The organism is Psychrobacter jeotgali, assembly GCF_904846315.1.
In the GTDB taxonomy this organism is placed as follows: Bacteria; Pseudomonadota; Gammaproteobacteria; order Pseudomonadales; family Moraxellaceae; genus Psychrobacter; species Psychrobacter jeotgali.
The window spans coordinates 1547501-1570861 of sequence record NZ_CAJHAF010000001.1; the positions used below are offsets into that span (position 1 = coordinate 1547501).

Here is a 23361-nt window from a genome sequence, read left to right on the forward strand (position 1 = left end):
AAGATCAATCCGAAGATTAGTCTTTTATCTAAATTAGAGATATATCCTACTCTTAACTCTTCTAAAACTATTGACGTAGGCTAAGTTTTCAGCCCAGCATTTTGCTTCTATAAAGTCTCAAAGCTAAAAACTCCAGCCTACGATAGTTCATTATAAGTTGAGAATCAGTTAGATATAACACTCATTAATATCATTTAGTTTAAAGCACTTATTTAGCTTCATTATAATTCTTTGCCGCTTTGACAAAGCTATTAAACAAGGGGTGGCCACCACGAGGCGAGCTGGTAAACTCAGGATGGAACTGCACCGCGATAAACCAAGGATGATCAGCTATCTCAACCGACTCAACCAAATGCTGCTTGGCAGAATAGCCAGAGATGGTCATGCCCGCTTGTTCTAAAGGCTCGATATAGCGGTTATTCATCTCATAGCGATGACGATGACGTTCGGTAATCATAGTAGCGCCATAGATTTGCGCCAGCTTGCTACCAGCGACTAATTCAGCTTGCTGAGCACCTAAACGCATTGTACCGCCGAGATCTGAATTATCCGTCCGAATCTGTAGCTCACCGCGCTCATCTAGCCACTCAGTAATTAGACCAATAATAGGCTCTGCGCTCTTACGATCAAATTCAGAAGAGTTGGCGTCGATACCTAGTACATTGCGGGCATACTCAATTACAGCCAGCTGCATACCTAAGCAGATACCTAAATAAGGAACTTTGTTTTCGCGAGCATAAGTGATGGCCTTAATCTTACCGGTAGTACCACGCTCACCGAAGCCGCCAGGGACTAAAACAGCGTCCGCCTGACTTAGCTGAGCAAATAGTGCATCGTCACTTTCTAAATGCTCGGCATCAATATAATCAATTTTGACCGCAGCTTTATGGGTGATACCGGCATGTAATAATGCTTCGTTAATAGACTTATAAGCATCAGGCAGCTCAACATACTTACCTACCATTGCCACGGTAACTGTCTTTTCTGGATTGAGCTGGGCTTCGACTACCTTGTCCCAATCACTCAAATCTGCTTCTGGTAAATCAAGACCAAAACGCTCACAAATCAAGTCATCGAGATCTTGTTCGTGCAAGGTGCGCGGTATCTGATAAATACTCTTGGCATCTTCACACATGATGACCGCACGCTCTTCAACGTTAGTAAATAAAGCAATCTTACGACGGTTATCAGAGGATATATGATGATCAGAGCGGCAAATTAAGATATCAGGCTGCAAACCAATAGAGCGTAGCTCTTTAACCGAATGCTGAGTAGGCTTGGTCTTGGTCTCGCCAGCGCTGGCAATATAAGGGACTAGTGTCAGATGCATGAGGATAGCTCTATTACGGCCCAGCTCAACTTGCATTTGGCGCACAGCTTCCATAAAAGGTAGCGACTCGATATCACCGACGGTGCCGCCAATCTCGATAATGGCAATATCATAGCCTTCGCCACTTGCTATAATCTTACTTTTAATTTCATCAGTAATATGGGGAATAACTTGGACGGTACCACCGAGATACTCGCCGCGGCGCTCTTTATTAAGCACGTTTTGATAAATGCGACCACTAGTAAAGTTATTACTTTTACTCATTTTGGAATGACGCAAAAAGCGCTCATAATAGCCCAAATCCAAATCGGTCTCAGCCCCATCTTCGGTGACGAATACCTCGCCATGTTGAAAGGGACTCATCGTACCCGGATCGACATTAATATAGGGGTCCATCTTGGTCATGGTCACGGTGACACCGCGGGCTTCAAGAACTGCGGCCAAAGAAGCTGCAGTAATACCTTTTCCTAGTGAGGACACTACCCCACCGGTCACAAATATAAATTTGGTCATAGTACTCTATCGGTAGTTGGTAAAAGAGGATTTTACTAAAAATACGCTGTGAAATATAGGACAAAACTTAAACTGGCTTAAATTTTCTGCAGCCAATAGGTTTAGGCCTCATCTATCAGCAGATTTAGATCAATAAAAAAAGACTCATCCTCAAGGGATAAGTCTTTTATCTAAGCAAGGTTTATTATAACATTTATATAGAAGATTAATTTAGAATTTATATTCTAAACCGCCACCAAAGGCGAACACCTCAATATCAGATTCAATATTGGCATAGCGCTCATATTGATTATTATCAGCGTCCACACCTTTTATTTTACCTACTGCCACATAATCAGCTGAGTTTTTGCCGATATAAGCATGAGCTGTGATATTCTTTTTAAAATCATAAGTACCGCCAAGTACTATTTGATCAGAATTAGAATCATCATAGCCATTTAAGTTGTCTGTCTTATTGTACTGAAGATAAACAGAAGCTGGTTTGGCAAAATTCTCTAAATTCATCTTTCCGCTAACCACTAAGCCTTTCTCTTTTTTAGACCCTTTAAAGTCATAGTCAGCTTGTTGATACATCAGTCCCAAAGTTACCGGCGCTGGCAAGGCAAAATACTTATCAACATCCGCTGTTATCTCTCCACGAATAACGTCGCCGCCATAGCCCACATTTTTTCTACGGGGTTTATTGGGGTTGGCTAGATCTAAGATTCTGATCTTATCATTAATATCCATATCTTTACTATAAGCCAGACCTAGAGTATAGCCAGCCTCCGGCTCATATAATAGCGCAGTAGCAAAACCATCTTGATCACTATCATCATCAGATCCAAAGCTTTCATCAGCAGCGTACTGTAGCCTCAACTCTAAGGGTATATCTTGGTATTTAGGTGAAATCCATACTATAGAATTACTTTGCCGCGAATCATCAAGCATATTTAGTGCTCTAAGCTCATCTTCACTTTTTAGCTTACTGTCTCCTAGATTATCGAGATAACCTTCGGTAACGATAGATTTATCCACTTCACCAAGTACGGATGAGTTACGGCCCACACGGATTTGACCAAACGTCTTATTATCTAGCCCTAAATAAGTATCTCGACTTTTAAAGGTTTTGTCATCACCATCAACACTAGTACCATATTCTAGTTTATAAATGACATCAGTATTTTCAGTCATAGCCTCAGAACCTCTAAGACCTATACGAGATCCATGCGAATTAAGCTCTATGGTATTCTCGTCATAGTTATCTAAAGCTTCGGTGGTTTCATTGGGACCAAGACGGGTATTTATATCTGCTTGGGCATTAATATAATCAGCAGTAAGAAATATTTTACCATAAAATTTTGGAGCTGCTTGAGCAGTAGATAGGGATAGCGCAGCAATAGCGGTGGCTAAGAGTAGTTTTTTCATGGAGAGATCTCTATTTAGGACTTCAGCGATAGGCTGTGAAACTTAGCAACTAAAAATTATTAAGGTATATTTATTAAGGTATATATAGTCACTAGTGTCGGAAATTATCTTAGACGACATTTATCATCGAATTCGTAATTTACCTTCCAGCCTATCACTTTTAAAATAGTTTGCAATACCCTTACTTGCATAGTTGATTTGAAATGCAATAAGTACAAAATCTAGTGCTAAAAAAGATACTCTAAACCGCCACCAACAGCGAAGACATCGATATCTGCTACTGATCTCGTAGGATCCATAGGACTGGTATAGTCGGCTGAGTTCTGGCCGATATAAGCATGAGCAATAATGTTGTCTTTAAACTGGTATTCACCACCCAGTACAATCTGATCCGAATCATTATTACTGATACCATTTAGATTGTCTGTCTTATTGTACTGTAAATAGACCGTGGTGGGTTTAGCAAAGTTATTCAGTGCCATCTTACCGCTGACTATTAGACCTTTTTCTTTCTTAGAACCTCTAAAGTCATAATCAGCTTGCTGATAGACAGCGCCTAAAGTTATAGGCGTGCCTAGGTCGATATATTTATCCAAATCGACAGTTAAAGTACCGCGAATAGCATCACCGCCATAACTGACTCTACCCTCAACATTATCGTCAGTGACAAAATCTAAAGTGTTGATACTACCACTAGCCTCGATATCTTTACTGTAAGCAAGGCCGGCAGTATAGGCTGCTTTAGCAAGCTTTATTGATGCTCCATAACCGTCTTCATTATTATCGAAACTCTCGCCAGCGACATATTGAACGACCAACTGTAAGTCGTTGTACTCAGGAGCAATCCATAATGCCGAATTGTCTGAGCGTGTATAATCAAGCATATTTAGAGCAGCAGCACCTCCACTATCATTGAGGGTACGTTTACCTAAATTATCCCAGTAAGCTCTAGTAACCATAGGTTCGTACACATAGCTGAAGACCGAGGAGTTGCGACCAAAGCGAAACTCGCCATAGTCTTGATTGTTTAATCCTAAATAAGTATCACGACTTTGAAAGGTTCTATCCTCGCCATCAATCTCAATGCCATACTCTAATCGATAAACGACATCAGTATTGGTCGTCATAGCCTCAGAGCCTCTCAAGCCTATCCTAGAGAAGTTTGAATTGATCTGAAATGAGTCTTCATCAAAATCTTTAGTAGCATTGATACGCTGATCATAGTCTGCTTCACTATTGATATAATCCATGGTCATAAAGGCTTTACCATAGATCTCTGGGGCAGCCTGAGCTGTTGTTACAAAGAGGCCTGCTATTATTGAGGCTAAAAGTCGTTTTCTCATCAAGGTCTCCACTTTATATTTTTAAAGATAAGCAGTTCTAATAATCTGCAAATTAATACCTTATCGTTATAAGCTACGATAAAAGCTATAAGACTAGTCAAAATCAACATAATAAAAAACTCATCCCGAAGGATGAGTCTTTTTTAGAGCTGTATTAGCTTTGGATTAGAATATGTATTCTAGACCGCCACCAACAGCAAACAAGTCGGCATCATAACTACGATAAACGCCACTGCTGTCAAGATAACGAGCAACACTATCGGCTGAGTTTTGACCGATATAAGCATGAGCAATCATGTTGTCTTTATACTTGTACTTACCACCCAAGACGATTTGGTCTGAATCAGCACCACTGAAGCCACTTAGGTTATCAGTTTTGTTGTACTGTAAGTAAACAGAAGCTGGGCGAGCAAAATTAGTTAGACCCATCTCAGCACTAACCACTAAACCTTTCTCTTTTTTAGAGTCGTAAAGGTAGCCAGCTTCGTGATCATAATCAGCTTCCTGATATAGCACACCCAAAGTTACTGGATAAGCAACGTAATTACCTAGATCAACACTAGCAGTACCACGGATGATATCACCGCCCGTTCCGATACTCATGTCTTTATCATAACCGATACCCGCAGTAAAACCGGTACCTTGGTCAAACATTAATGAAGCACCAAAACCATTGTCACTATTTTCAAAGCTTTCATCAGCACCATACATAAGCGCAAGCTGTAATGGTAGGTCGTTATATTTTGGTGCAATCCAAACGATTGAGTTATCAATACGAGTGCCATCCGTTAAGTTACGGCTTGAAACGATGTCATTCTCACTAAGAGTGTTAGCGCCTAAATTATCCCAGTAACCTTCGTTGATTGCGACGTTATTGATATAGTCAATAACAGCGAAGTTACGACCAGCACGGAACTGACCAAAGTCTTTATTAGCAAGACCTAGATAGGTATCACGGCTTTTAAAAGTTCTATCATCACCATCAACACGAATACCATATTCTAACTGATAAATCACATCAGTATTAGCAGTCATGGCCTCAGAACCTTTTAAGCCGATACGTGAAGCATTTGAGTTAATCTCTACGGTGCTATTGTCTTCTTTTACAACATTAGTTCCATCAAAGACGTAAGCTTCTTTATCGACATAATCAGCAGTAACGAATGCTTTACCATAGACAGTCGGTGCCGCTTGCGCTGCAGATACAGATAGAGCAGCGATTGCTGTAGCTAAAAGTAGTTTTTTCATGGGTATCTCCACTTTACAATTTTAGTAATGAGCGAGCTATTATTAGCGAGTGCTCAAAATGGTATCGTCACAAATCCTCAAAGATATAATGTGTAACTGGCTACCGAAATCAGTCAGAAACAAGCGTGGCGAAGTGCTATTACTGTAAGAAGAAAAAACCAAAAATTACACGGTTGTAACTATGAAAGCACGTCTCAATGTAACTACTATGTAAACTTGGGTCTTTAACACTCTAGTGTGTAACATCCGTTACCAAACTCATACTTCAGCTATAAGCATAACAACTCTGACATAATTTGCAACATCTTTTTTAACTTTTGTTAATAGTTTTTTATAAAAGATTGCTAAAACTTCTGTTATTAGCTGATATCAAAGCGTTTATTAGTAGTTATCAACAATATATATTTTCCATAGAAAAACCTTCACCTGCCAAAACAGATGAAGGTCTTATCAAAAATAGCTCAAAGAGAAGATAGTTATCAAATAGAACTGATAATCTATCGGGTCATAAAAGCCTAATTACTAAGTCCTAATTACTAAGTTATGCACTAGACTTTAGATCACGACGTGCTTGATGCAATAACGGCTCAGTATAGCCACTTGGCTGCTCACGACCTTTGAATACTAAATCACAAGCGGCTTTAAAGGCATAAGAGTTATCAAAGTCGGTCGCCATAGGCTGATAAGCAGGATCATTGGCGTTTTGCTCATCAACAACTTTTGCCATACGCTTCATCGCCTCCATCACCTGCTCTTCGCTGACGACGTTGTGATGTAGCCAGTTAGCAATATGCTGACTAGAGATACGTAGGGTGGCACGGTCTTCCATCAAGCCGACATCATTGATATCAGGAACTTTAGAACAGCCTACTCCTTGGTTGACCCAGCGTACGACGTAACCTAGGATACCTTGAGCGTTGTTTTCAAGCTCGTTCTGCTTTTCTTCGTCAGTCCAGTTGGTATCCTTGGCTAGCGGTATGGTCAAGATATCGTCGACACTAGGACGAGTACGTGACTTGAGGCTATCCTGCACATCAGAGACATTGACTTGGTGGTAATGCATGCTATGCAAAGTGGCACCAGTAGGCGAAGGAACCCATGCGGTACTAGCTCCAGCTTGTGGATGCGCCGCTTTGGTATCCATCATCTCTTTCATCTCATCAGGCTTGGCCCACATGCCTTTACCAATCTGAGCACGTCCTTGTAGGCCAGTTTCAAGACCGATATCGACGTTCCACTGCTCATACGCAGGCTGCCAAGTTTGCGACTTCATATCGCCTTTACGTACGAAAGGACCCGCATTCATACTGGTATGCATCTCATCGCCTGTACGATCTAAGAAGCCGGTATTAATAAAGATAACGCGTTCTTTTGCTTGGCGGATGGCTTCTTTAAGGTTGACCGTCATACGACGCTCTTCATCCATCACACCTATCTTTAGGCTATTACGTGGCAGACCTAATAAATCTTCTGAAGCATCAAATAAGTCATTGGCCATTTTAACTTCATCTGGGCTATGCATTTTAGGCTTAACGATATACATAGAGCCTTTGCGCGAGTTCGACAGCTCGTTTTTACCTTTGATATCATTAATAGATAATAGTGGCGTGATTAGCGCATCCATAATACCTTCAAAGATCTCTTCTTGACCTTCTCCTAAATCGACCAAAATAGCAGGGTTCTGCATCAAGTGTCCGACGTTACGGATAAGTAATAGTGAGCGACCTGGAAGCACTAATTTGCCGCCATCTGGCGTAGTGTATTCACGATCTGGATTTAGCTTACGAGTACGGGTCTTACCGCCTTTCTCAAAAGTCTCTTCCAAATCACCATTCATCAGGCCAAACCAGTTGCGATAGACTTCTACCTTTTCTTCTGCATCAACCGCAGCGATAGAGTCCTCAGAATCTTGAATAGCCGTCACCGCCGACTCGAGCAGTACATCTTTGATACCAGCAGGATCGTCTTTACCGATCGGATTACTGCTATCGATTTGAATCTCGGCATGTAGTTTATTATTTTTTAATAAAATACCGGTTGGGCTATCGGCATCACCAACATAACCAACAAACTTGCTAGGGTCTTGTAGTTGGGTACTGTTATCTCCTTGAGCGATTACTAGCTTACCATCCGCTACCTTGAAGCCGGTTACTTCTGTATAAGAACCTGATTCTAAAGCAAAGTTATCATCCAAGAACTGCTTGGCATAAGCGACTACCGCCGCACCGCGAGTAGGATTATAACCGCCTTTGTTTTCTTGACCGTTTTCCTCACTGATGACATCGGTACCGTATAGAGCATCGTATAAGCTGCCCCAACGTGCGTTGGTAGCGTTTAGCGCATAACGAGCGTTACGTACGGGCACCACCAACTGTGGCCCTGCGATATGAGCAATTTCGTCATCAACATTTTCAGTTGTTACGGTAAAATCTTCGCCTTCTGGCAATAAATAATCAATATCTTGTAAAAACTTTTTATAAGCTGGAAAATCTATCTCACCATTTTTGGCAGGGTTGTCCAAATGCCACTGATCTATTTTTGCTTGAATATCATCACGAGTCGCTAACAGCTCTTTGTTACGCGGCGTAAATGTCTGGACTACCTTTTCAAAACCTGACCAATAACTGTCCGAATCAATATCAACTCTAGGCAGTACTTCATTTTCGATGAAGTCATATAATTGTTGGTCTATTGCAAGAATTCCTTTTTGGATACGATTAGCATGAGAAGCCTGACTCATATTGTTGTCCTTATATGTTATGGGTGGGAGGGTTATTTGATAGTAAGATAAATTGCCCTAAAAGCAAAATATTATCCTACTATCAAATAACGAAATAAACAAGGATAAGGTATTTAGTATATAAATATTGGCATTATATACAAATGATGTTCTATAGCCTGACTGCCTTAGGTAGCTTTTTAATATTGGTTATACAAGTAGACTTAAGAGTAAACTTAAACTGTAAGCAATCATTTCAGAGAGGTTTTAGCGGTTTGCCAGCCAGTTTGCCATTATTTAATAGCGCTCAGTTAGTAGGTATATTTACTGTTATAATCTATAAATGAAATAACCGTTTATAGATAACCACCTCTTGATACAGCTTGATTAAACTATGAATACCAACGAAAACCCTTCTATTAGTAACAAAAGTAATAACCGCTCAAATATCAACTCTGATGATTATAATAACTATAGCTTAAGCGTAGGAAATAGCACTGATGACCTAAGCGATGACAGTAATAATGACAGCACCGATATTAATCAGCTAAAGACGCCTATAAAGGTGGATTTGTCAGCTGTCTATGATTTTTTAGGTGGCAGAACTTCGCAAGCTTGGGTCAAGGCGGCCATTGATAATCTGCCCCTCATCATCCAAGATCATGCTAATTGTGAGAAAAAAGCGGCTGGAACCGCTATGAACCTCCTATTTCGTTATGAGTTCTCTTATGAGCTTCAGCGTAAATTAGCACAATTGATCCGTGAAGAGATGCTCCACTACGAGCAGGTTTTAGGCATCATGCATGAGCGCGGGCAGCAATGGGAATATCTAAGTGCAGGCCGTTATGCTAAGGGTATGCTTAAACATAAACGCACTTACGAGCCGGCAGCCATGGTTGATGTATTGATCATTGGCGCCTTTATTGAAGCGCGCTCCTGTGAGCGTTTTGCGGCGCTGGCGACAGCTATGGATGACGAGCGTTTGGCTAAATATTATCGTTATTTACTTAAGTCTGAAAGCCGTCATTTTGAGGATTACCTAGCATTAGCACAGTCTTTATCTACAGATAATATTGATGAGCGGGTGGCTTTTTTTAAACAAGTAGAGAGTGAGCTTATAACCCGTCCTGACCCTGAGCTGCGCTTTCATAGTGGCGAGCCTGCGGCTTAATTTTTTTCCAACTAATGGTTTAAAAGCCATAAAAAAAGCAATGGCCATTTGCCATTGCTTTATCATTTCTAGCTACTGTTATGTATTATAAACCTATCGTTAATAGATGCTGCTTTGGTTTTTTACTTTTTATTCTCAGTCAGGTCAGTATCATACTGCTTAACATTTTTTGCTACATTATGGATATCATGATCAGCAGTCGCTTTCTCAGCAGCAGCTGGATTTACCTTTTGTAGCGCATCATCAGGAACGATACCTTCGTTATCACCCGCATCTTTTAACTCATAATCCTTATTTTTATCTGGATTGATATCCTTTGATGTACTCATGGCTATTCCTTTTTATAATTATAGGTTTATAGTTATACGTTTATGGTCATAAAATTTATGATGGGATAAAGTCCATAAAAGTCTACGCTATGTTCTCAGACTGTGTATTAATCTGGATCTTTTTCATCAGGGTTCAATATACGTGACTGTGCATTATCCACACTGGCATAACGATTCATATCCGTAATTTCTTCGCTTTTTTCACCCTCACTCCCCATTGTATCCTCGTTGATATTACCATCAAAAGGCGAGCTACCTTGTTGGTCACGGCGATCGGGTTGACGTGCTGGGTTATCGTCGTCGTTAACATGCTGGGTTTCTACAATATCTTCTTCAAAAGTATCCGTTCCCTTGTTAATTGTAGTGTTATCTTCAATATCTTCATGATTTGCACGATTATCAGCTACTTTTACATTTGCTGTCTCTGCCCGAGCTGCTGTTTCAGTAGTGTCAGTGATTGGGGTTTTCGTTAGAGCAGGATCCTTGGTTTCCATATCTTTCTCCATATATATAAAAGGTTATTAGAACGATTGGCGCTGGATAGTTAGTGGCGCTCTTAGATGAGAAAAGACCATTAAATGCAAAGCTAATCAACTTCTCAGCAAATGGTGGCTGCTTATTATTGTTGTAATTAAAGTAAGGTTACAGAGCTAAGCATTTTGAGCTAAATTATAAGTCATCTCGGCCCAAGTTATCAGCCGTTAAATCTCCGACATTCTTACCACCAGCAGGTAAATCTTCTTCTTTTCTCGGGTCAGAATACACTTCATCAGTCTCTTGGGAGTCTTGTATAGGACCGTCTATCTCTGGGTCGTATTTGCGCCCTTCATAACTGTCTCTTGGGTTTTCTGGTTTTGTTGAAGCTGGGTCATTAACCACTACTTTTTCTTCAGTAGGATCATTATTAACCACTTTATTATTATTGGTCATGGCATATCCCTCGCATGCATTGGTTATAGTAGTTTGTTTATAGTAGTAAGGCTTTATGATAGTTGGTATACATAATAAGGAGAAAAACTTGATAAATGATGCTTTTAACCTTACTTATAAACTCTTACTTATCAGTACGTACTTGTTGGTTTATAAAGGAAGTTTCTTGCTCTTCAGTCAAGTTTTCTGGCTCATTCGTTGCCTTTTCATCCTTCAAGTTACCATTCAAATTCTTTTCAATTTGCTCGACATTAGCCTTTTCAGCCGCTTCTCTTACATCCGATTTATCAGTGTGATTATTATCAGTAGTCATTACCTATCTCCTATCTTATTTATATTTTGGTATAGCTATAGCATAAACGGCACATACTGATCGATTGAAACGCCTATAGCAGCTATAACCATTTCAATCTCAATGTTCCATCTAACTGGTTTAACTTGACTTAAGTATAGATAAGAAATTTACCTATACGCCAGTGCACTGCCGTATCAATATGTGAATAATTGTGAGCTTAAAAGGCAGTTTGTAACCAGTGCTCAGATAGAATCGGTGCAAATTTGATAGCATTTAAGTTGATTCGCTTACATGATTAATAGTCTTGAGCAAATAGTCTTGAGCAATGTGTATAGGCTCGTCTACAGCACGCTGAACTTGTTGCCAAACGCCATCACCATTTAACACCCAAGCTTGTACATTATCCTGTAAATAGTTTTGCAGACCATCTTGATAAATCTGTTTGAATAGCTTTTTGTCCTCGATAGGAAACGCTACTTCAACACGGTGGAATAAGTTGCGATCCATCCAGTCGGCACTACCACAATACAGGCGCTCATTGCCATTATTATGGAAGTAATAAACTCGTGTGTGCTCCAAAAAGCGACCAACGATCGAGCGCACAGTGATATTCTCAGACAGCCCTTTTACTTGGGGACGTAGGCAACAAATAGAGCGTAAAATCAGCTCAATTTTGACCCCAGCTTGCGAAGCATCATAGAGCTTATCAATCAAGCGGCGCTCCGTTAGCGCATTGACTTTGACAATAATGTGCGCACGCTTGCCTGCTTTAGCATGAGCTATTTCATCGTCAATAAAGCTCATCAATTTATCATGCAAGGTAAAGGGCGCATGGAGTAGTTTTTTCAGATTAGCTGGTTTGCCCATACCGGTAAGCTCTTGGAAGATTTTGTGCACGTCCTCTGAGATATCAGGATCAGCGGTAAATAGACCATAATCGGTATAGACTTTAGCGTTGGCAGCATGATAATTACCGGTGCCTAAATGCACGTAACGACGGATATAATTGTCTTCACGGCGGACAATAAGCATAAGCTTGGCATGGGTCTTATAACCGACAATGCCATAAACTACCACTGCGCCAGCCTCTTGTAAGTAGTTGGCGACAGCGATGTTCGACGCTTCATCAAAACGTGCACGTAGCTCAATAACAGCGGTAACTTCCTTGCCATTACGGGCAGCGGCGGCAAGTGCTTGCACTATCTCAGAATTGGTGCCTGAGCGGTATAGCGTTTGCTTGATAGCCAACACTTTAGGGTCAGTAGCAGCTTGCCATAGCAAATTAATAACAGGCGCAAATGCATGAAAAGGATGGTGCACTAGCACGTCGCCTTTACGCATGGCGCCAAACATGCTGGTGGAGCGATCGAGTTTATCAAACTCACGCCGAAATGGCTTGGGCATGATATGAGTGAATGGCTGATAGCGTAGCTCTGGAATATTAAAATCAAATAATAACCGGGTCAGATTGACCGGCCCATTGACTCGGTATAATTGGTTATCATGAAGTTCAAACTCATTAAGCAAATAATCACTAATAGCTGTCGGACAATCGGTGGTGACCTCCAAGCGTACTTTGTCACCAAAACGGCGGTTCTCAAGCTCGCCTTCTAATGCTTTAGCAATATCATCGACATCATCAGCCAAGTCCAAATCTGCGTTACGGGTTAATCTAAACTGATGGCAACCGGTTACATTCATACCAGGAAATAGCTCGCCCACATGTTCATGGATCACGGCTGAAAGCATAATATGATGTTCTTTGCCGTCGGTAAGCTCATCCGGCAGACGTATCACCCGTGGCAAGCTACGCGGCGCGGGGACAATCGCTAAATTAATATCACGACCAAAAGCGTCCTTGCCTTCTATAGTAGCGATAAAATTCAGGCTTTTATTGACCAAGCGCGGGAATGGATGCGCCGGATCGATACTGATAGGCGTAAGCACTGGTGAGACCTGTTCAGTAAAATAACGCTTCATCCATGCCGACTGCTCCGCATTGAGCTCATCACGTTTTAGATAGCGAATATCTTGCTCTGCTAAGGCTGGTAAAACATCTTCATTAAGAATGCGATACTGCTCATCAATAGCGTCGTGAGCCACTGCTGATATTTCGTTTAAAACCTCACTAGGACGCATACCGTGCGGGCTGGTGGCGACGTTACCAAGGTTGAGCTTTTGCATAATACCAGCAACACGAATCTCAAAAAACTCATCCATATTGGAAGAGAAAATAATTAAGAAAAATAGGCGCTCAAGCAAAGGGTGGCGTGGACTGGCTGCCTGCGCCAATACGCGCAAATGAAACTGTAATAAGGACAAATCACGATTGATATAACTGCTCGGTGAATAGCTTCCGTCCTCAGAACGCTGCCAATCGATTTGGGTCAGAGAATTGTCATCTGCTCTTTCGTGATTGATACTGTTTTTATTGACACTGTCGCTATCAGCTTTATCAGTTTGCTGCTTATTTACATTTGCCATATTGCGCCCTCCATCCTTGTTATTAGTCGTTATTGGTCACTATTTACTTCATTTAAGCATAACTGCTACTCAAAATCTTACTACTAATCAACACCTCACTACCATTTATGTTGCTTGCGGCAATACGGCATTATTCATCCGCTTTTTGACGATGCGCTGCTTATTACGCAGACGTCTATCACTTTGATGATCTTGGTAATATTTAGGATTGGTCAGCATGCTGATTAGTAATGCTGACTCGTCACGGTTGATATTGGCCGCTGACTTATTAAAATAATGCTGAGAGGCAGCTTCAATACCATAAATACCGTTACCAAACTCGGCCACATTCAAATAAGCAGTCAGAATTCGCTGTTTATCCCAAAACGTCTCAAGCATAACGGTAATAATCGCTTCTTCACCTTTACGAATATAAGAGCGATGCGAAGTCAAAAATAAATTCTTCGCTAGTTGCTGAGTAATCGTTGAGCCCCCAACCGAAGCTTTACCTGAAGCTTCGTTCTTTTTCATCGCTACCTCAATACCTTCAAGATCAAAGCCATTATGATGACTAAATTTTGAATCTTCACTGGCAATAGCTGCTTGTTTGGCGGACTTGGCAATAGCGTCATACTCCACCCAATTTTGGGTAACGCTGCCGCCCGTTAAGCGATGAGTGAGCATAAACATACTATTGTTAATCGGCTGAGTTTTCCATATCAATAGCAGCCCTGCTACTAATACATGAAAAGCGACCACTAAGAGCATTAATGCCAATAGCAGCCGTTTCATAAATTTGCCAAAACTTGTCATGCGTAAGGTGTCCGAATGGTTAAAAAAGCGACTAAAACATAAGTGTCATAAATAAAGATTAGGAATAGGTATAAGATATGCAAGTAGGCTATCTTACCTAATCCGACAATCGCTGTCATTATTGGTACGATTTCTTTATCATATAGCAATAAATCAGTAGCCTTAAAACTTTAACTCAAAAGTGTGTATATGAATATAAATATAAGTGCTCACAGCAATCATAATTATGCAAAACCCGGCACCCAGTCTTCCGCGAAGGCGCTAAGAGCGGCGATTATTAAGGCTATGCCCAGCTTATCTGAATCCAATAAGAAACAGGAATGGTGGCTACTGGGTACCTCTAATTGTCATTTATGTGAGCAGGCTGAAGCGCTAATGAAACGCTTCCAAGCGGTCCAGCCTATCACTTATCAGCACGTTGATATTGCCGATTTTGATGAAACTCTAATGATGGCGTTTGCGACCACTATTCCGGTGATATTAACTGAGAATAAGCGTTTGAATTATCCGTTTTCAGTGATGGATTTACAGCAATTACTAGATGAAAGCAGCTAAACCTATTATAAAATAAAAAAAGCCCCTTTATCGGCGAGAAAAACTATGAAAAAAGATCTAAGTAAAATCACTGAGATCGAAGACTTACGCCGTGTGGCTGAGCGCAAAGTACCACGGATGTTTTACGATTATGTTGATTCAGGCTCATGGACTCAAACCACTTATCGCAATAACGAGACTGACTTTGACCGTATTAAGCTGCGTCAACGGGTGCTGGTCAATATGGAAGGGCGTTCGCTTGCTACCCAAATGGTAGGGACTGAATCGTCGATGCCGGTCGCCATTGCACCGACTGGGTTCACCGGTATGATGTGGGCAGATGGTGAGATTCATGCGGCGCGAGCGGCTGAAAAGTTTGGCGTACCCTTCTCTTTATCGACGATGAGTATTTGCTCAATCGAGGACATCGCTGAGCACACCAGTGCACCTTTTTGGTTTCAGCTCTATGTCATGCGGGATCAGGAGTTTATGGCCAATTTGATTCAAAGGGCTAAAGACGCCAATTGTTCGGCTCTGATTCTAACTGCTGACTTGCAAGTATTAGGGCAGCGTCATAAAGATATCAAAAATGGTCTATCTGCCCCGCCAAAACCGACTCTGACTAATATTTTAAATCTAATGACTAAGCCTGAATGGTGCCTAAACATGCTCCAAACTCGCCGCCGCACCTTCGGTAATATCGTTGGTCATGCCAAAAATGTTGAAGATATCTCGTCGCTGTCGGCATGGACGGCAGAGCAATTCGATCCCCGTTTAAGCTGGGATGATGTCGCTCGTATCAAAGACCAGTGGGGCGGCAAGCTGATTATCAAAGGCATTATGGAGCCTGAAGACGCAATACTTGCTGCTCGTAGCGGCGCTGATGCGCTGGTGGTCTCCAACCATGGTGGTCGTCAATTAGATGGTGCGCCCTCCTCTATCGCTGCGCTTAGCGATATCGTGCAAGCGGTACGAGCGGAAAACAGTCAAATTGAGATTTGGCTCGATAGCGGTATTCGCTCAGGTCAAGATGTGCTCAAGGCGATGGCGCTGGGTGCCAATGGCACCATGATTGGACGTGCGTTTCTCTATGGTTTGGGGGCTTATGGCGAGGATGGCGTGCGCCGCGCGCTTGAGATGATCTATAACGAGTGCGATATCAGTATGGCGTTTTGCGGACATACCGATATCAGTCAGGTGACCAAAGATATCTTGGTCAAAGGCACTTATGAGCAGCTCAAATCTGCTCTACCTTATGTGGCACCGATGCGCTGGTAACTCTGCATTCCATCTTCGTAAGCATTCATTAGCATTTAGGGCTAAAAGTGTCCGCTGTGCCTAATTAATCGATATTAATTTGTGGCTGAAGGCTTTATATATTGAATTATTCGTCAGTAGCTTTGTTTATAGGACCAATAGCCCTTATACTTTACTTATAATCTTTACCGATATGCGGATTTATGACCATTAATCAGCTTTTAAAAACAGCACCTGTGACTACCTTATTATTGATCAGTTTTATTGGACTGTTTATCATACAATTCTTGACAGGTGTAGACATCAACAGCCCATCGACTGAGGCTTTGCTCAATTGGGGCGCTAATGCCTTGCCTTTAACCATGACTGACGAGCCTTGGCGACTGGTGAGCAGTGGGTTTTTGCATATTGGCTTGATGCATTTATTATTTAATGGTTTTGCCATGTATTTCTTTGGTCAAATAGCCGAGCCAATGTTTGGTTCCGCTAAATTTTTGGCGCTGTTTTTGCTGGCGGTCATCGGCGGTAACTTACTGAATAATTACGTCACTTGGCAAGGTATTTTGGACGGCACTGGACAACCGGGGCTCTCTGCTGGTGCCTCTGGCGGTATTATGGGTATTGGGGCGGCGCTATTGATCGCCGCATTATTTAAGATATCGGTTAATGGTATGGTGCTGAACCTGCGCAGTTTGGTCTTCATCATGGGTATCAACCTCGTTTATGGTTTTGCAGTGCCGGGGATTGATAACGCAGGACATATTGGCGGTGCGGTGACAGGCTTAATCATTGCTTTAGGTTTCGCTATTGCTTATCGTCAGCGTATGGCAGCTATACAACAAGACCGTACTATTTATTCTACCCATTATGGTAATTATTCACTAAATAATGAGGTTTATAACCATACTAACGCTGATATCCCTGTAAACTCTACTATTAATAGCCGTCCTATTGATGTGACTCCTACTAAAACTTCTAAACCTACCCTACTATGGTCATTACTCCCATGGCTAGTGATGCTACTTATCGCTATAGGCTTTGTTTGGTGGTGGCAAGATATTCACAATCAGATACTACAAATATTAAGTACTGTTGAATAAAAACTAGCATTTACTTACTATAACTATATAAACTATTAGATAATAACTGAATGTTAGAGCCCCTATTCCTACTCGCACATGAGAAATAATTATGTATAAATTATCCGCGCTATCTCCAACCTCTACCCGTGTTTTATTGACTACCCTTACCACCACAGCGCTGCTCGGTACTGCGAGTATAACCTATGCCGCTCCTTTCAAAAACCTGCCTGCTGACCAAGATGCTGAGTTGAGTGTCGGCGCTAATGTTATGATTGTACGTTCAGGCTATGATATGGATGACAGTACCGAAGTACGCGTGCTGCCGGGCGTATTTTATGACAACAATAAAATCTATGCCCGCGGTGCACAAGCTGGCGCTTACTTGATCAATGACGGCACTAATCAGCTGTCTGCTTATGCGCAGCTGGCTGGGACCCAGTTCGATCCTGATGATGCTAATGGTGCCCTACAAGGTTTGGATGAGCGTAAATGGTCAGCCGCTGCTGGCGTTACTTATCTGCGCCGTACGCCTATTGGCGGCTTTCGCGGGCAAATCGCTACTGACGTATTGGGTCGTAACGATGGCACCTTTGGGCGCTTGACCTATCTTGCAAGAATTAATAAAGACAAGTTGACCGTCTATCCAAGTATCGGCGTTGAGTGGAATAATAAAGACTACAACGATTATTATTATGGAGTAAGTGCCGCCGAATCTGCACGCACCGGCGTCAATACCTACTCACCGAGCTCAAGCTTTAATCCCTACATTAATATTAGTGCCAACTACGATATCAATGAGCGCTGGGCAGGATTTGCCAATCAAAGCTTAAGCTATCTATCGGACGAGCAATACGATAGCCCCATGGTAGACTCGCGTACTGAATCGCGGACAACCATTGGTCTGCTTTATAAGTTTTAGGATTTTAAGAGTTTAAAGTTTTGATATAGAAAGCTGAGCATTTTGCTTGGCTTTTTTGATATGAGCGTATGGTTAAGCTACATCACCCTTGAAATTCTATAGACAGCCTTTATATATATAGTAGGTAAGATAAACAACTAACAATTCATTTTAAGGAGCATATTATGAGTAAACTAGTTACCCGTAACTCAATATTTGATAACTTCTTTGATGAGATGGCACCCAGCTTTTTGATGCGCCCTCTACATGGTGAAGCATTGCCTAATGCGAGTCAAATCAAGATTGATGTTAGTGAAAAAGATGACGCGTTCCATGTTAATGCCGAAATACCGGGCGTTGCCAAAGAAGATATCGATCTATCTATCACTGGCGATATTGTCTCTATCAGCGCTGAAATTGCACAAAAAGATGAGCAGAAAGATGGCGATAAAGTACTACGTAGCGAGCGCTACTTTGGCTCAGTATCACGTAGCTTCCAGTTGCCTTCTAAGATTAAGGTCGATGCGGCAGATGCGTCTTATGAAAACGGTATACTAAAACTAGTCCTACCAAAAGAGACCAGTTCAGAGCGCAAAAAGCTTGAGATTAAATAAAAAAACAAAGAAGCTTTGATAAAAATTGAGTGAAATTATAAGGGCACATGATTAATTCATGTGCCCTTTTTTTATGTCATCTGTTTGATTTAGATATACTCAATAGACTCAATATCATCTAAAAAATCAAGGTCATTCGTCTCAACCAAACGCAACTCATAAGTGGATTGCAGACTTAACCAAAACTGGGCGCTACCACCAAAATATTTGGCTAAACGTAGTGCAGTATCTGCCGTAATACCGCGCCTCTCGCGTATAATCTCGTTAATACGCGCAGGGGTGACAGCAAGCTTTATCGCCAATGCATTGGCACTCATATCGAGCGGCTCAAGAAAATCTTCTCGTAATACCTCACCGGGATGAATGGGACGCATACCGTTTTTAGTCATAGTTTTTTCTCTTTGTCTCGTAACTTATTTTTAATCAGTGATAATCTACAATTTCTACATCTGTAACACCTTGCTCCGTCCAAACAAAGCACAATCGCCATTGCGCATTGATGCGGATACTATGTTCACCTTCTCTATCACCATGCAAGGCTTCCAAGCGATTACCAGGCGGTGCTTTTAAATCTTCAAGCATAGTTGCGTTATCTAATAGCAATAATTTACGCTCTACAACGTTTTTAATAGTTGATATGAAAAGCTAAACTTTGTGCTCAGCCTTGAACTGGATTAATTGACTTTCTTCTTTTGCTATTCTAGAGCCTCTATTATGTGTACACTTCTAAAATACATTATAAGTACTGAAATTTAATAAGCACCGTTTTTAATACTGACGATTTTAGGCATATGTAATAAGATGAGGTTCTATTGCATCGGACGTACTCACCATATGCTCATATAGATTACAAGCAAACACTTAGTAAAAAAGCTGTGCAATTTTGGTACTATTAACAAGATGACAAGTCTAACTATAGCAAAGTGTACTTTTAAATCTAACACAGATCAGGCGGTCCATTATCGTGAGTAAGCAAGAATTAAAGGCTTTGGAAAAGCGTTTTAACCACATCATAGACTATGAAATGAGTCCAGAGTTCTATAATCATTATCTGCAGTTAAAGCCTCATCTTGATGATCTTGAAAGAAGTATGGCTGAACGTAATAGCTTACTAAAAGAAAAAGATTATGAGTGGTTAAAGTGGCTTGTCGCAATAGCAGCAGGTGTGTTTTCTGTGATTGTTACTCAGATACCTAAAATATCTTTTTTGCAAGCTGATCAATTAATTTTGCTTAAAATCGCTATATCAGTAAATGCTTTAGGAATTGTGCTCGGTGCTATTTATCTTTATACCGACGTAAGACATGCGAAGGACTTGGTTCGTAAATTGCAAATCCAACGCTACTACTTACTGCTAGAAGGTAAAAATAAATACAATAATGTCGTAAGTTCTGACAGACTACGATTTGCGGAGTTATGCAAACCTTTTAGTTTAATTTGCTTTTTAATTGTCATTTGTATTTGGGTATGGTTTGTATGGCAAATGCAGATAGACCCTCTACCGCTAGTAGTGAAGTAAATAAACTTTAATTCTTTATGAAATAAAAAACTTCTAATTTTTAACATCGGAGAAGTAAATGCAAGCAATCCCATTGGCGGCTAATGAAAGAATAATAGAAGCAGATTTTAAAGTTACTTATAATACTGAGAGTCCCCCAAGTGTCAAAGACGTCATCAAAAGCCTATCTAGCTTAGAATACCTAATACAAAAAGGTGTGCTAGTTTTAGAAGCAGCTTACCCTGATATTAAAATAGTCAGTACTGATGTTTATGTTCAAGATATTGAAGCTGGCAGTCTTTATGAATGGCTCAAAGTTACCTGCTTAACTCGTGCCATTGGTGACGACAACTTACAAAAACTAGAAGAGGTGTTCAATGATATTCTTCAGGATGGTGGAAAAGTGAACAGCCTTGTAATGTTAGGTACAGGAGCTTTTATTGGTGCTGGTATTGTAGCAGGCTCTGCTTTGCTTAGTGATGATGAAGTACAGCCTGTAAATACATACAACACAGTTAATATCGTAAGTGTAGCACAAGATGCAGGGATCACTGGTGAGCAGATTGAAAGTATCGTAGTAGCTAACATGAATAAAAAAGTAGCTACCAGTGCAGTGGAGTTTGTGCAACCTGCTAAAGACGAGAGTGCTACAATTTCGCTGGGTGATAATGAGACGCTTACTATACCTAGCGAAGTGGTAAAAAACGCTCCAACTGTGACTAATTTTGATCCGCCTGAACGGAAAGAAGACAATTATAGCAATATTGACTTGTATGTTTATGCTAGTGATCAAGACAGTAGCAGTCGTGGTTGGGCCGGTATCGCGCCTGAGCTATTTGAAAAGCGGGTTAAGTTTGAGTTAGGAGACGAGTTGGATCCATTTACCTTACATAACGCGGGCAAGAAGATTAAAGCCAATATAACTCTTGTTAAAAAATATGATAAGGAAAAACGAGACTATGTGCCTGAAAAAATCATTATACATAATACGATTGTCTAACACTTAACCCCTACAAAATCAAAAAACTCTATTTTTTTATAGCCTGTTAACAAATATCAATCAATGATAACGCTGTCTCAGCTTTTTACTGGTTTTGGGAGTTTTAATTATATAATAACTTGAAAATATAGATAATGTTGTTGGGTGTCACAAGTTCCACGCCAACCTACAAATTAAATATTTTCAAACTTTGTTAGATATTAAAGCCCAAACTACGATAATTATATGTAAAAACGAGATGCAACCGCTAGCCCTGATTGCAGCGGATATCCTTGGTGCAGCATGGCGTTACAGGCGCTTAGCAAGGGGCGTTATCGCTAGGTCAGGAACGACCTTTGCTACTAGCGCCTGTCGCCTTGCTAGCCAAGATAGCAGCAAAAAGCGGGAATAGCTCCAAAGATTTCATAAAGCACAAAAAAACCTTGCCACATAACATGACAAGGTCTTTTTCGGTCAAATGACTTCGGCGGGTTACGCTTAAGCTAACCAACCCTACTAACTACCTTAAAAGATTTATTTAGGATGTACCATATCTGCAGGCGTGACCCACTCATCGAACTGAGCTTCGGTCATTAGATCCAGCTCTACTGCCACTTGCTTAAGAGTCTTATCTTCTTTATAAGCCGTCTTAGCAATCTTCGCTGCATTCTCATAGCCAACATGACGGTTTAAAGCGGTCACTAGCATCAATGAGTTGTGCAAGAAATCATCAATCTTCTCTTTAACCGGCTCGATACCGACGGCGCAATTATCGTTGAAGCTGTTGCACGAATCGCCTAATAGCTGGATAGACTGCAATAAGTTAAAGGCGATAACCGGCTTATAAACATTAAGCTCAAAGTTACCCGATGCGCCCGCCATACTGATAGTAGTGTCATTACCCATCACTTGCGCAACGACCATAGTCATCGCTTCTGACTGGGTTGGGTTCACTTTGCCCGGCATAATTGACGAGCCTGGCTCATTCTCTGGAATGGTAAGCTCGCCCAGACCACAGCGAGGGCCTGATGCTAACCAGCGTACGTCATTAGCAATTTTATTGAGGCTACCTGCTAGCGTTTTTAGTGCGCCTGAAGCAAATACTTCGGCATCACGTGCTGCTAGCGCTTCAAACTTATTGGGTGAGGTGACAAACGGCAAGCCCGTTAATTCCGCCAATTGCTCAGCCGCTTTTACTGCGTAATCAGGGTGAGCGTTCAGACCGGTACCGACAGCAGTACCCCCTAGTGGCAACTCATACAAGCCTTGCAGCGCATTGTCAATGCGAGTCAATGAGTGGTCAAGCTGGCTAACATAACCGCTAAATTCTTGACCTAGAGTCAAAGGCGTGGCGTCTTGCAAATGGGTACGACCAATTTTGACGATGCTATCGAATTCTTTGGCTTTTTTATCCAGCGTATCCCGTAGCGCTTTTACCGCTGGGATCAATAAGCTATTGATTTGACGAGCAGCGGCGACACGGATAGCGGTTGGGAAGCTATCGTTAGTTGACTGGGCGTGATTGACATGGTCGTTAGGATGAATCGGCTTATAGCTACCGCGCTCGTTTCCTGCAATTTCGTTGGCACGATTAGCCAGTACTTCGTTCATATTCATGTTTGACTGCGTACCAGAACCGGTTTGCCAAACGACGAGCGGGAACTGATCGGTAAGACCGCCATTGATGACTTCGTCCGCCGCTTGAATAATTAAATCGCGCTTGTCATCTTCTATACGCTCGAGGCTGGCATTGGTGATCGCAGCAGCTTTTTTGACTAGCGCCATAGCTTCAATCATCGGGCGCGGCAAAGTCTCACCACCAATCTTAAAGTTCTCACGACTACGCTGAGTTTGTGCGCCCCAATAGGCGTCAGAGGGCACTTCTACGTTGCCCATGGTGTCTTTTTCGGTACGAGTTGACATAACATCTCCTGCTTA

23 protein-coding genes are annotated in these 23361 nt (G+C 41.5%); 9 read left to right on the forward strand and 14 right to left on the reverse strand.

Going from position 1 to position 23361, the window contains the following annotated elements; genetic code table 11:
* Positions 1–208: 208 nt before the first annotated feature.
* The 5 genes from JMX18_RS06185 to JMX18_RS06205 all read right to left on the reverse strand — a co-directional run bounded on the left by JMX18_RS06185 (position 209) and on the right by JMX18_RS06205 (position 8581).
* The gene (locus JMX18_RS06185; protein ID WP_201585793.1) at positions 209–1843 is read right to left on the reverse strand and encodes a CTP synthase; all 1635 of its coding nucleotides are present in this window, start codon (positions 1841–1843) and stop codon (positions 209–211) included.
* Positions 1844–2053: 210 nt separating this feature from the next.
* Positions 2054–3250 (reverse strand): porin, encoded by a 1197-nt coding sequence (locus JMX18_RS06190; RefSeq protein ID WP_201585794.1) that lies wholly within the window; start codon positions 3248–3250, stop codon positions 2054–2056.
* 227 nt (positions 3251–3477) lie between these two features.
* Positions 3478–4593, reverse strand: a complete 1116-nt coding sequence (locus JMX18_RS06195) for a porin (protein ID WP_201585796.1) — start codon at positions 4591–4593, stop codon at positions 3478–3480.
* A gap of 165 nt (positions 4594–4758) precedes the next feature.
* A complete protein-coding gene (locus tag JMX18_RS06200; protein WP_201585798.1) occupies positions 4759–5841 on the reverse strand; it encodes a porin in 1083 nt (360 codons plus the stop codon).
* Positions 5842–6382: 541 nt separating this feature from the next.
* On the reverse strand, positions 6383–8581 hold the full coding sequence (locus JMX18_RS06205) for a malate synthase G (protein ID WP_201585800.1): 2199 nt from the start codon (positions 8579–8581) through the stop codon (positions 6383–6385).
* Positions 8582–8954: 373 nt separating this feature from the next.
* Here JMX18_RS06205 and miaE point away from each other — a divergent pair, with 373 nt between their 5' ends.
* The gene (miaE, locus tag JMX18_RS06210; RefSeq protein ID WP_201585802.1) at positions 8955–9731 is read left to right on the forward strand and encodes a tRNA-(ms[2]io[6]A)-hydroxylase; all 777 of its coding nucleotides are present in this window, start codon (positions 8955–8957) and stop codon (positions 9729–9731) included.
* Between the two features lie 122 nt (positions 9732–9853).
* Here the strand turns inward: miaE and JMX18_RS06215 are convergent, their stop codons facing one another.
* The 6 genes from JMX18_RS06215 to mtgA all read right to left on the reverse strand — a co-directional run bounded on the left by JMX18_RS06215 (position 9854) and on the right by mtgA (position 14561).
* A complete protein-coding gene (locus JMX18_RS06215) occupies positions 9854–10060 on the reverse strand; it encodes a hypothetical protein (protein WP_201585804.1) in 207 nt (68 codons plus the stop codon).
* A gap of 107 nt (positions 10061–10167) precedes the next feature.
* Entirely contained in the window at positions 10168–10554 is a 387-nt protein-coding gene (locus JMX18_RS06220) for a hypothetical protein (protein ID WP_201585806.1), read from the reverse strand.
* 175 nt (positions 10555–10729) lie between these two features.
* Positions 10730–10990, reverse strand: a complete 261-nt coding sequence (locus JMX18_RS06225; RefSeq protein WP_201585808.1) for a hypothetical protein — start codon at positions 10988–10990, stop codon at positions 10730–10732.
* Positions 10991–11114: 124 nt separating this feature from the next.
* Entirely contained in the window at positions 11115–11303 is a 189-nt protein-coding gene (locus JMX18_RS06230) for a hypothetical protein (protein ID WP_201585810.1), read from the reverse strand.
* Between the two features lie 255 nt (positions 11304–11558).
* Positions 11559–13769: a polyphosphate kinase 1 gene (ppk1, locus tag JMX18_RS06235; protein WP_227674577.1), complete on the reverse strand. Its 2211-nt coding sequence runs from the start codon at positions 13767–13769 to the stop codon at positions 11559–11561.
* Positions 13770–13874: 105 nt separating this feature from the next.
* Positions 13875–14561: a monofunctional biosynthetic peptidoglycan transglycosylase gene (gene mtgA, locus JMX18_RS06240; protein ID WP_201585812.1), complete on the reverse strand. Its 687-nt coding sequence runs from the start codon at positions 14559–14561 to the stop codon at positions 13875–13877.
* Between the two features lie 189 nt (positions 14562–14750).
* Here mtgA and JMX18_RS06245 point away from each other — a divergent pair, with 189 nt between their 5' ends.
* From JMX18_RS06245 to JMX18_RS06265, 5 genes are all read left to right on the forward strand, one after another.
* Entirely contained in the window at positions 14751–15116 is a 366-nt protein-coding gene (locus JMX18_RS06245) for a glutaredoxin family protein (RefSeq protein ID WP_227674578.1), read from the forward strand.
* A gap of 45 nt (positions 15117–15161) precedes the next feature.
* The gene (locus tag JMX18_RS06250; protein WP_201585814.1) at positions 15162–16373 is read left to right on the forward strand and encodes an alpha-hydroxy acid oxidase; all 1212 of its coding nucleotides are present in this window, start codon (positions 15162–15164) and stop codon (positions 16371–16373) included.
* Between the two features lie 182 nt (positions 16374–16555).
* On the forward strand, positions 16556–17452 hold the full coding sequence (locus tag JMX18_RS06255) for a rhomboid family intramembrane serine protease (RefSeq protein WP_201585816.1): 897 nt from the start codon (positions 16556–16558) through the stop codon (positions 17450–17452).
* 91 nt (positions 17453–17543) lie between these two features.
* Positions 17544–18353, forward strand: a complete 810-nt coding sequence (locus JMX18_RS06260; RefSeq protein WP_201585818.1) for a MipA/OmpV family protein — start codon at positions 17544–17546, stop codon at positions 18351–18353.
* Positions 18354–18517: 164 nt separating this feature from the next.
* On the forward strand, positions 18518–18946 hold the full coding sequence (locus tag JMX18_RS06265; protein ID WP_201585820.1) for an Hsp20/alpha crystallin family protein: 429 nt from the start codon (positions 18518–18520) through the stop codon (positions 18944–18946).
* Between the two features lie 89 nt (positions 18947–19035).
* Here JMX18_RS06265 and JMX18_RS06270 read toward each other — a convergent pair whose 3' ends face one another.
* Both JMX18_RS06270 and JMX18_RS06275 read right to left on the reverse strand, forming a co-directional pair.
* On the reverse strand, positions 19036–19335 hold the full coding sequence (locus tag JMX18_RS06270) for a HigA family addiction module antitoxin (protein ID WP_201585822.1): 300 nt from the start codon (positions 19333–19335) through the stop codon (positions 19036–19038).
* A gap of 34 nt (positions 19336–19369) precedes the next feature.
* Positions 19370–19585 carry a type II toxin-antitoxin system RelE/ParE family toxin gene (locus JMX18_RS06275; RefSeq protein WP_201588249.1) on the reverse strand — a complete coding sequence of 72 codons (216 nt, stop codon included), beginning with the start codon at positions 19583–19585 and terminating at the stop codon, positions 19370–19372.
* Positions 19586–19910: 325 nt separating this feature from the next.
* On the opposite strand from JMX18_RS06275, the gene JMX18_RS06280 reads away from it, so the two are divergent.
* The 3 genes from JMX18_RS06280 to JMX18_RS06290 all read left to right on the forward strand — a co-directional run bounded on the left by JMX18_RS06280 (position 19911) and on the right by JMX18_RS06290 (position 21835).
* Entirely contained in the window at positions 19911–20465 is a 555-nt protein-coding gene (locus JMX18_RS06280) for a hypothetical protein (RefSeq protein ID WP_201585824.1), read from the forward strand.
* A gap of 58 nt (positions 20466–20523) precedes the next feature.
* Complete coding sequence (locus tag JMX18_RS06285) at positions 20524–21444, forward strand: hypothetical protein (RefSeq protein ID WP_201585826.1); 921 nt, start codon at positions 20524–20526, stop codon at positions 21442–21444.
* 238 nt (positions 21445–21682) lie between these two features.
* The gene (locus JMX18_RS06290) at positions 21683–21835 is read left to right on the forward strand and encodes a hypothetical protein (protein WP_201585828.1); all 153 of its coding nucleotides are present in this window, start codon (positions 21683–21685) and stop codon (positions 21833–21835) included.
* 122 nt (positions 21836–21957) lie between these two features.
* Here the strand turns inward: JMX18_RS06290 and fumC are convergent, their stop codons facing one another.
* Positions 21958–23346 (reverse strand): class II fumarate hydratase, encoded by a 1389-nt coding sequence (gene fumC, locus JMX18_RS06295; protein WP_201585835.1) that lies wholly within the window; start codon positions 23344–23346, stop codon positions 21958–21960.
* Positions 23347–23361: the final 15 nt, after the last annotated feature.

Bases quoted from the DNA above. Each gene is read 5' to 3' on its own strand.
- JMX18_RS06190 (WP_201585794.1), bottom strand. From the start codon at position 3,250: ATGAAAAAACTACTCTTAGCCACCGCTATTGCTGCGCTATCCCTATCT.
- JMX18_RS06265 (WP_201585820.1), top strand. From the start codon at position 18,518: ATGAGTAAACTAGTTACCCGTAACTCAATATTTGATAACTTCTTTGAT.
- JMX18_RS06225 (WP_201585808.1), bottom strand. From the start codon at position 10,990: ATGACCAATAATAATAAAGTGGTTAATAATGATCCTACTGAAGAAAAA.
- JMX18_RS06270 (WP_201585822.1), bottom strand. From the start codon at position 19,335: ATGACTAAAAACGGTATGCGTCCCATTCATCCCGGTGAGGTATTACGA.
- JMX18_RS06250 (WP_201585814.1), top strand. From the start codon at position 15,162: ATGAAAAAAGATCTAAGTAAAATCACTGAGATCGAAGACTTACGCCGT.
- JMX18_RS06255 (WP_201585816.1), top strand. From the start codon at position 16,556: ATGACCATTAATCAGCTTTTAAAAACAGCACCTGTGACTACCTTATTA.
- JMX18_RS06290 (WP_201585828.1), top strand. From the start codon at position 21,683: ATGCAACCGCTAGCCCTGATTGCAGCGGATATCCTTGGTGCAGCATGG.
- JMX18_RS06185 (WP_201585793.1), bottom strand. From the start codon at position 1,843: ATGACCAAATTTATATTTGTGACCGGTGGGGTAGTGTCCTCACTAGGA.
- JMX18_RS06260 (WP_201585818.1), top strand. From the start codon at position 17,544: ATGTATAAATTATCCGCGCTATCTCCAACCTCTACCCGTGTTTTATTG.
- JMX18_RS06245 (WP_227674578.1), top strand. From the start codon at position 14,751: ATGAATATAAATATAAGTGCTCACAGCAATCATAATTATGCAAAACCC.
- miaE (WP_201585802.1), top strand. From the start codon at position 8,955: ATGAATACCAACGAAAACCCTTCTATTAGTAACAAAAGTAATAACCGC.
- mtgA (WP_201585812.1), bottom strand. From the start codon at position 14,561: ATGACAAGTTTTGGCAAATTTATGAAACGGCTGCTATTGGCATTAATG.
- JMX18_RS06220 (WP_201585806.1), bottom strand. From the start codon at position 10,554: ATGGAAACCAAGGATCCTGCTCTAACGAAAACCCCAATCACTGACACT.
- ppk1 (WP_227674577.1), bottom strand. From the start codon at position 13,769: ATGGCAAATGTAAATAAGCAGCAAACTGATAAAGCTGATAGCGACAGT.
- JMX18_RS06200 (WP_201585798.1), bottom strand. From the start codon at position 5,841: ATGAAAAAACTACTTTTAGCTACAGCAATCGCTGCTCTATCTGTATCT.
- JMX18_RS06230 (WP_201585810.1), bottom strand. From the start codon at position 11,303: ATGACTACTGATAATAATCACACTGATAAATCGGATGTAAGAGAAGCG.
- JMX18_RS06285 (WP_201585826.1), top strand. From the start codon at position 20,524: ATGCAAGCAATCCCATTGGCGGCTAATGAAAGAATAATAGAAGCAGAT.
- JMX18_RS06195 (WP_201585796.1), bottom strand. From the start codon at position 4,593: ATGAGAAAACGACTTTTAGCCTCAATAATAGCAGGCCTCTTTGTAACA.
- fumC (WP_201585835.1), bottom strand. From the start codon at position 23,346: ATGTCAACTCGTACCGAAAAAGACACCATGGGCAACGTAGAAGTGCCC.
- JMX18_RS06205 (WP_201585800.1), bottom strand. From the start codon at position 8,581: ATGAGTCAGGCTTCTCATGCTAATCGTATCCAAAAAGGAATTCTTGCA.
- JMX18_RS06215 (WP_201585804.1), bottom strand. From the start codon at position 10,060: ATGAGTACATCAAAGGATATCAATCCAGATAAAAATAAGGATTATGAG.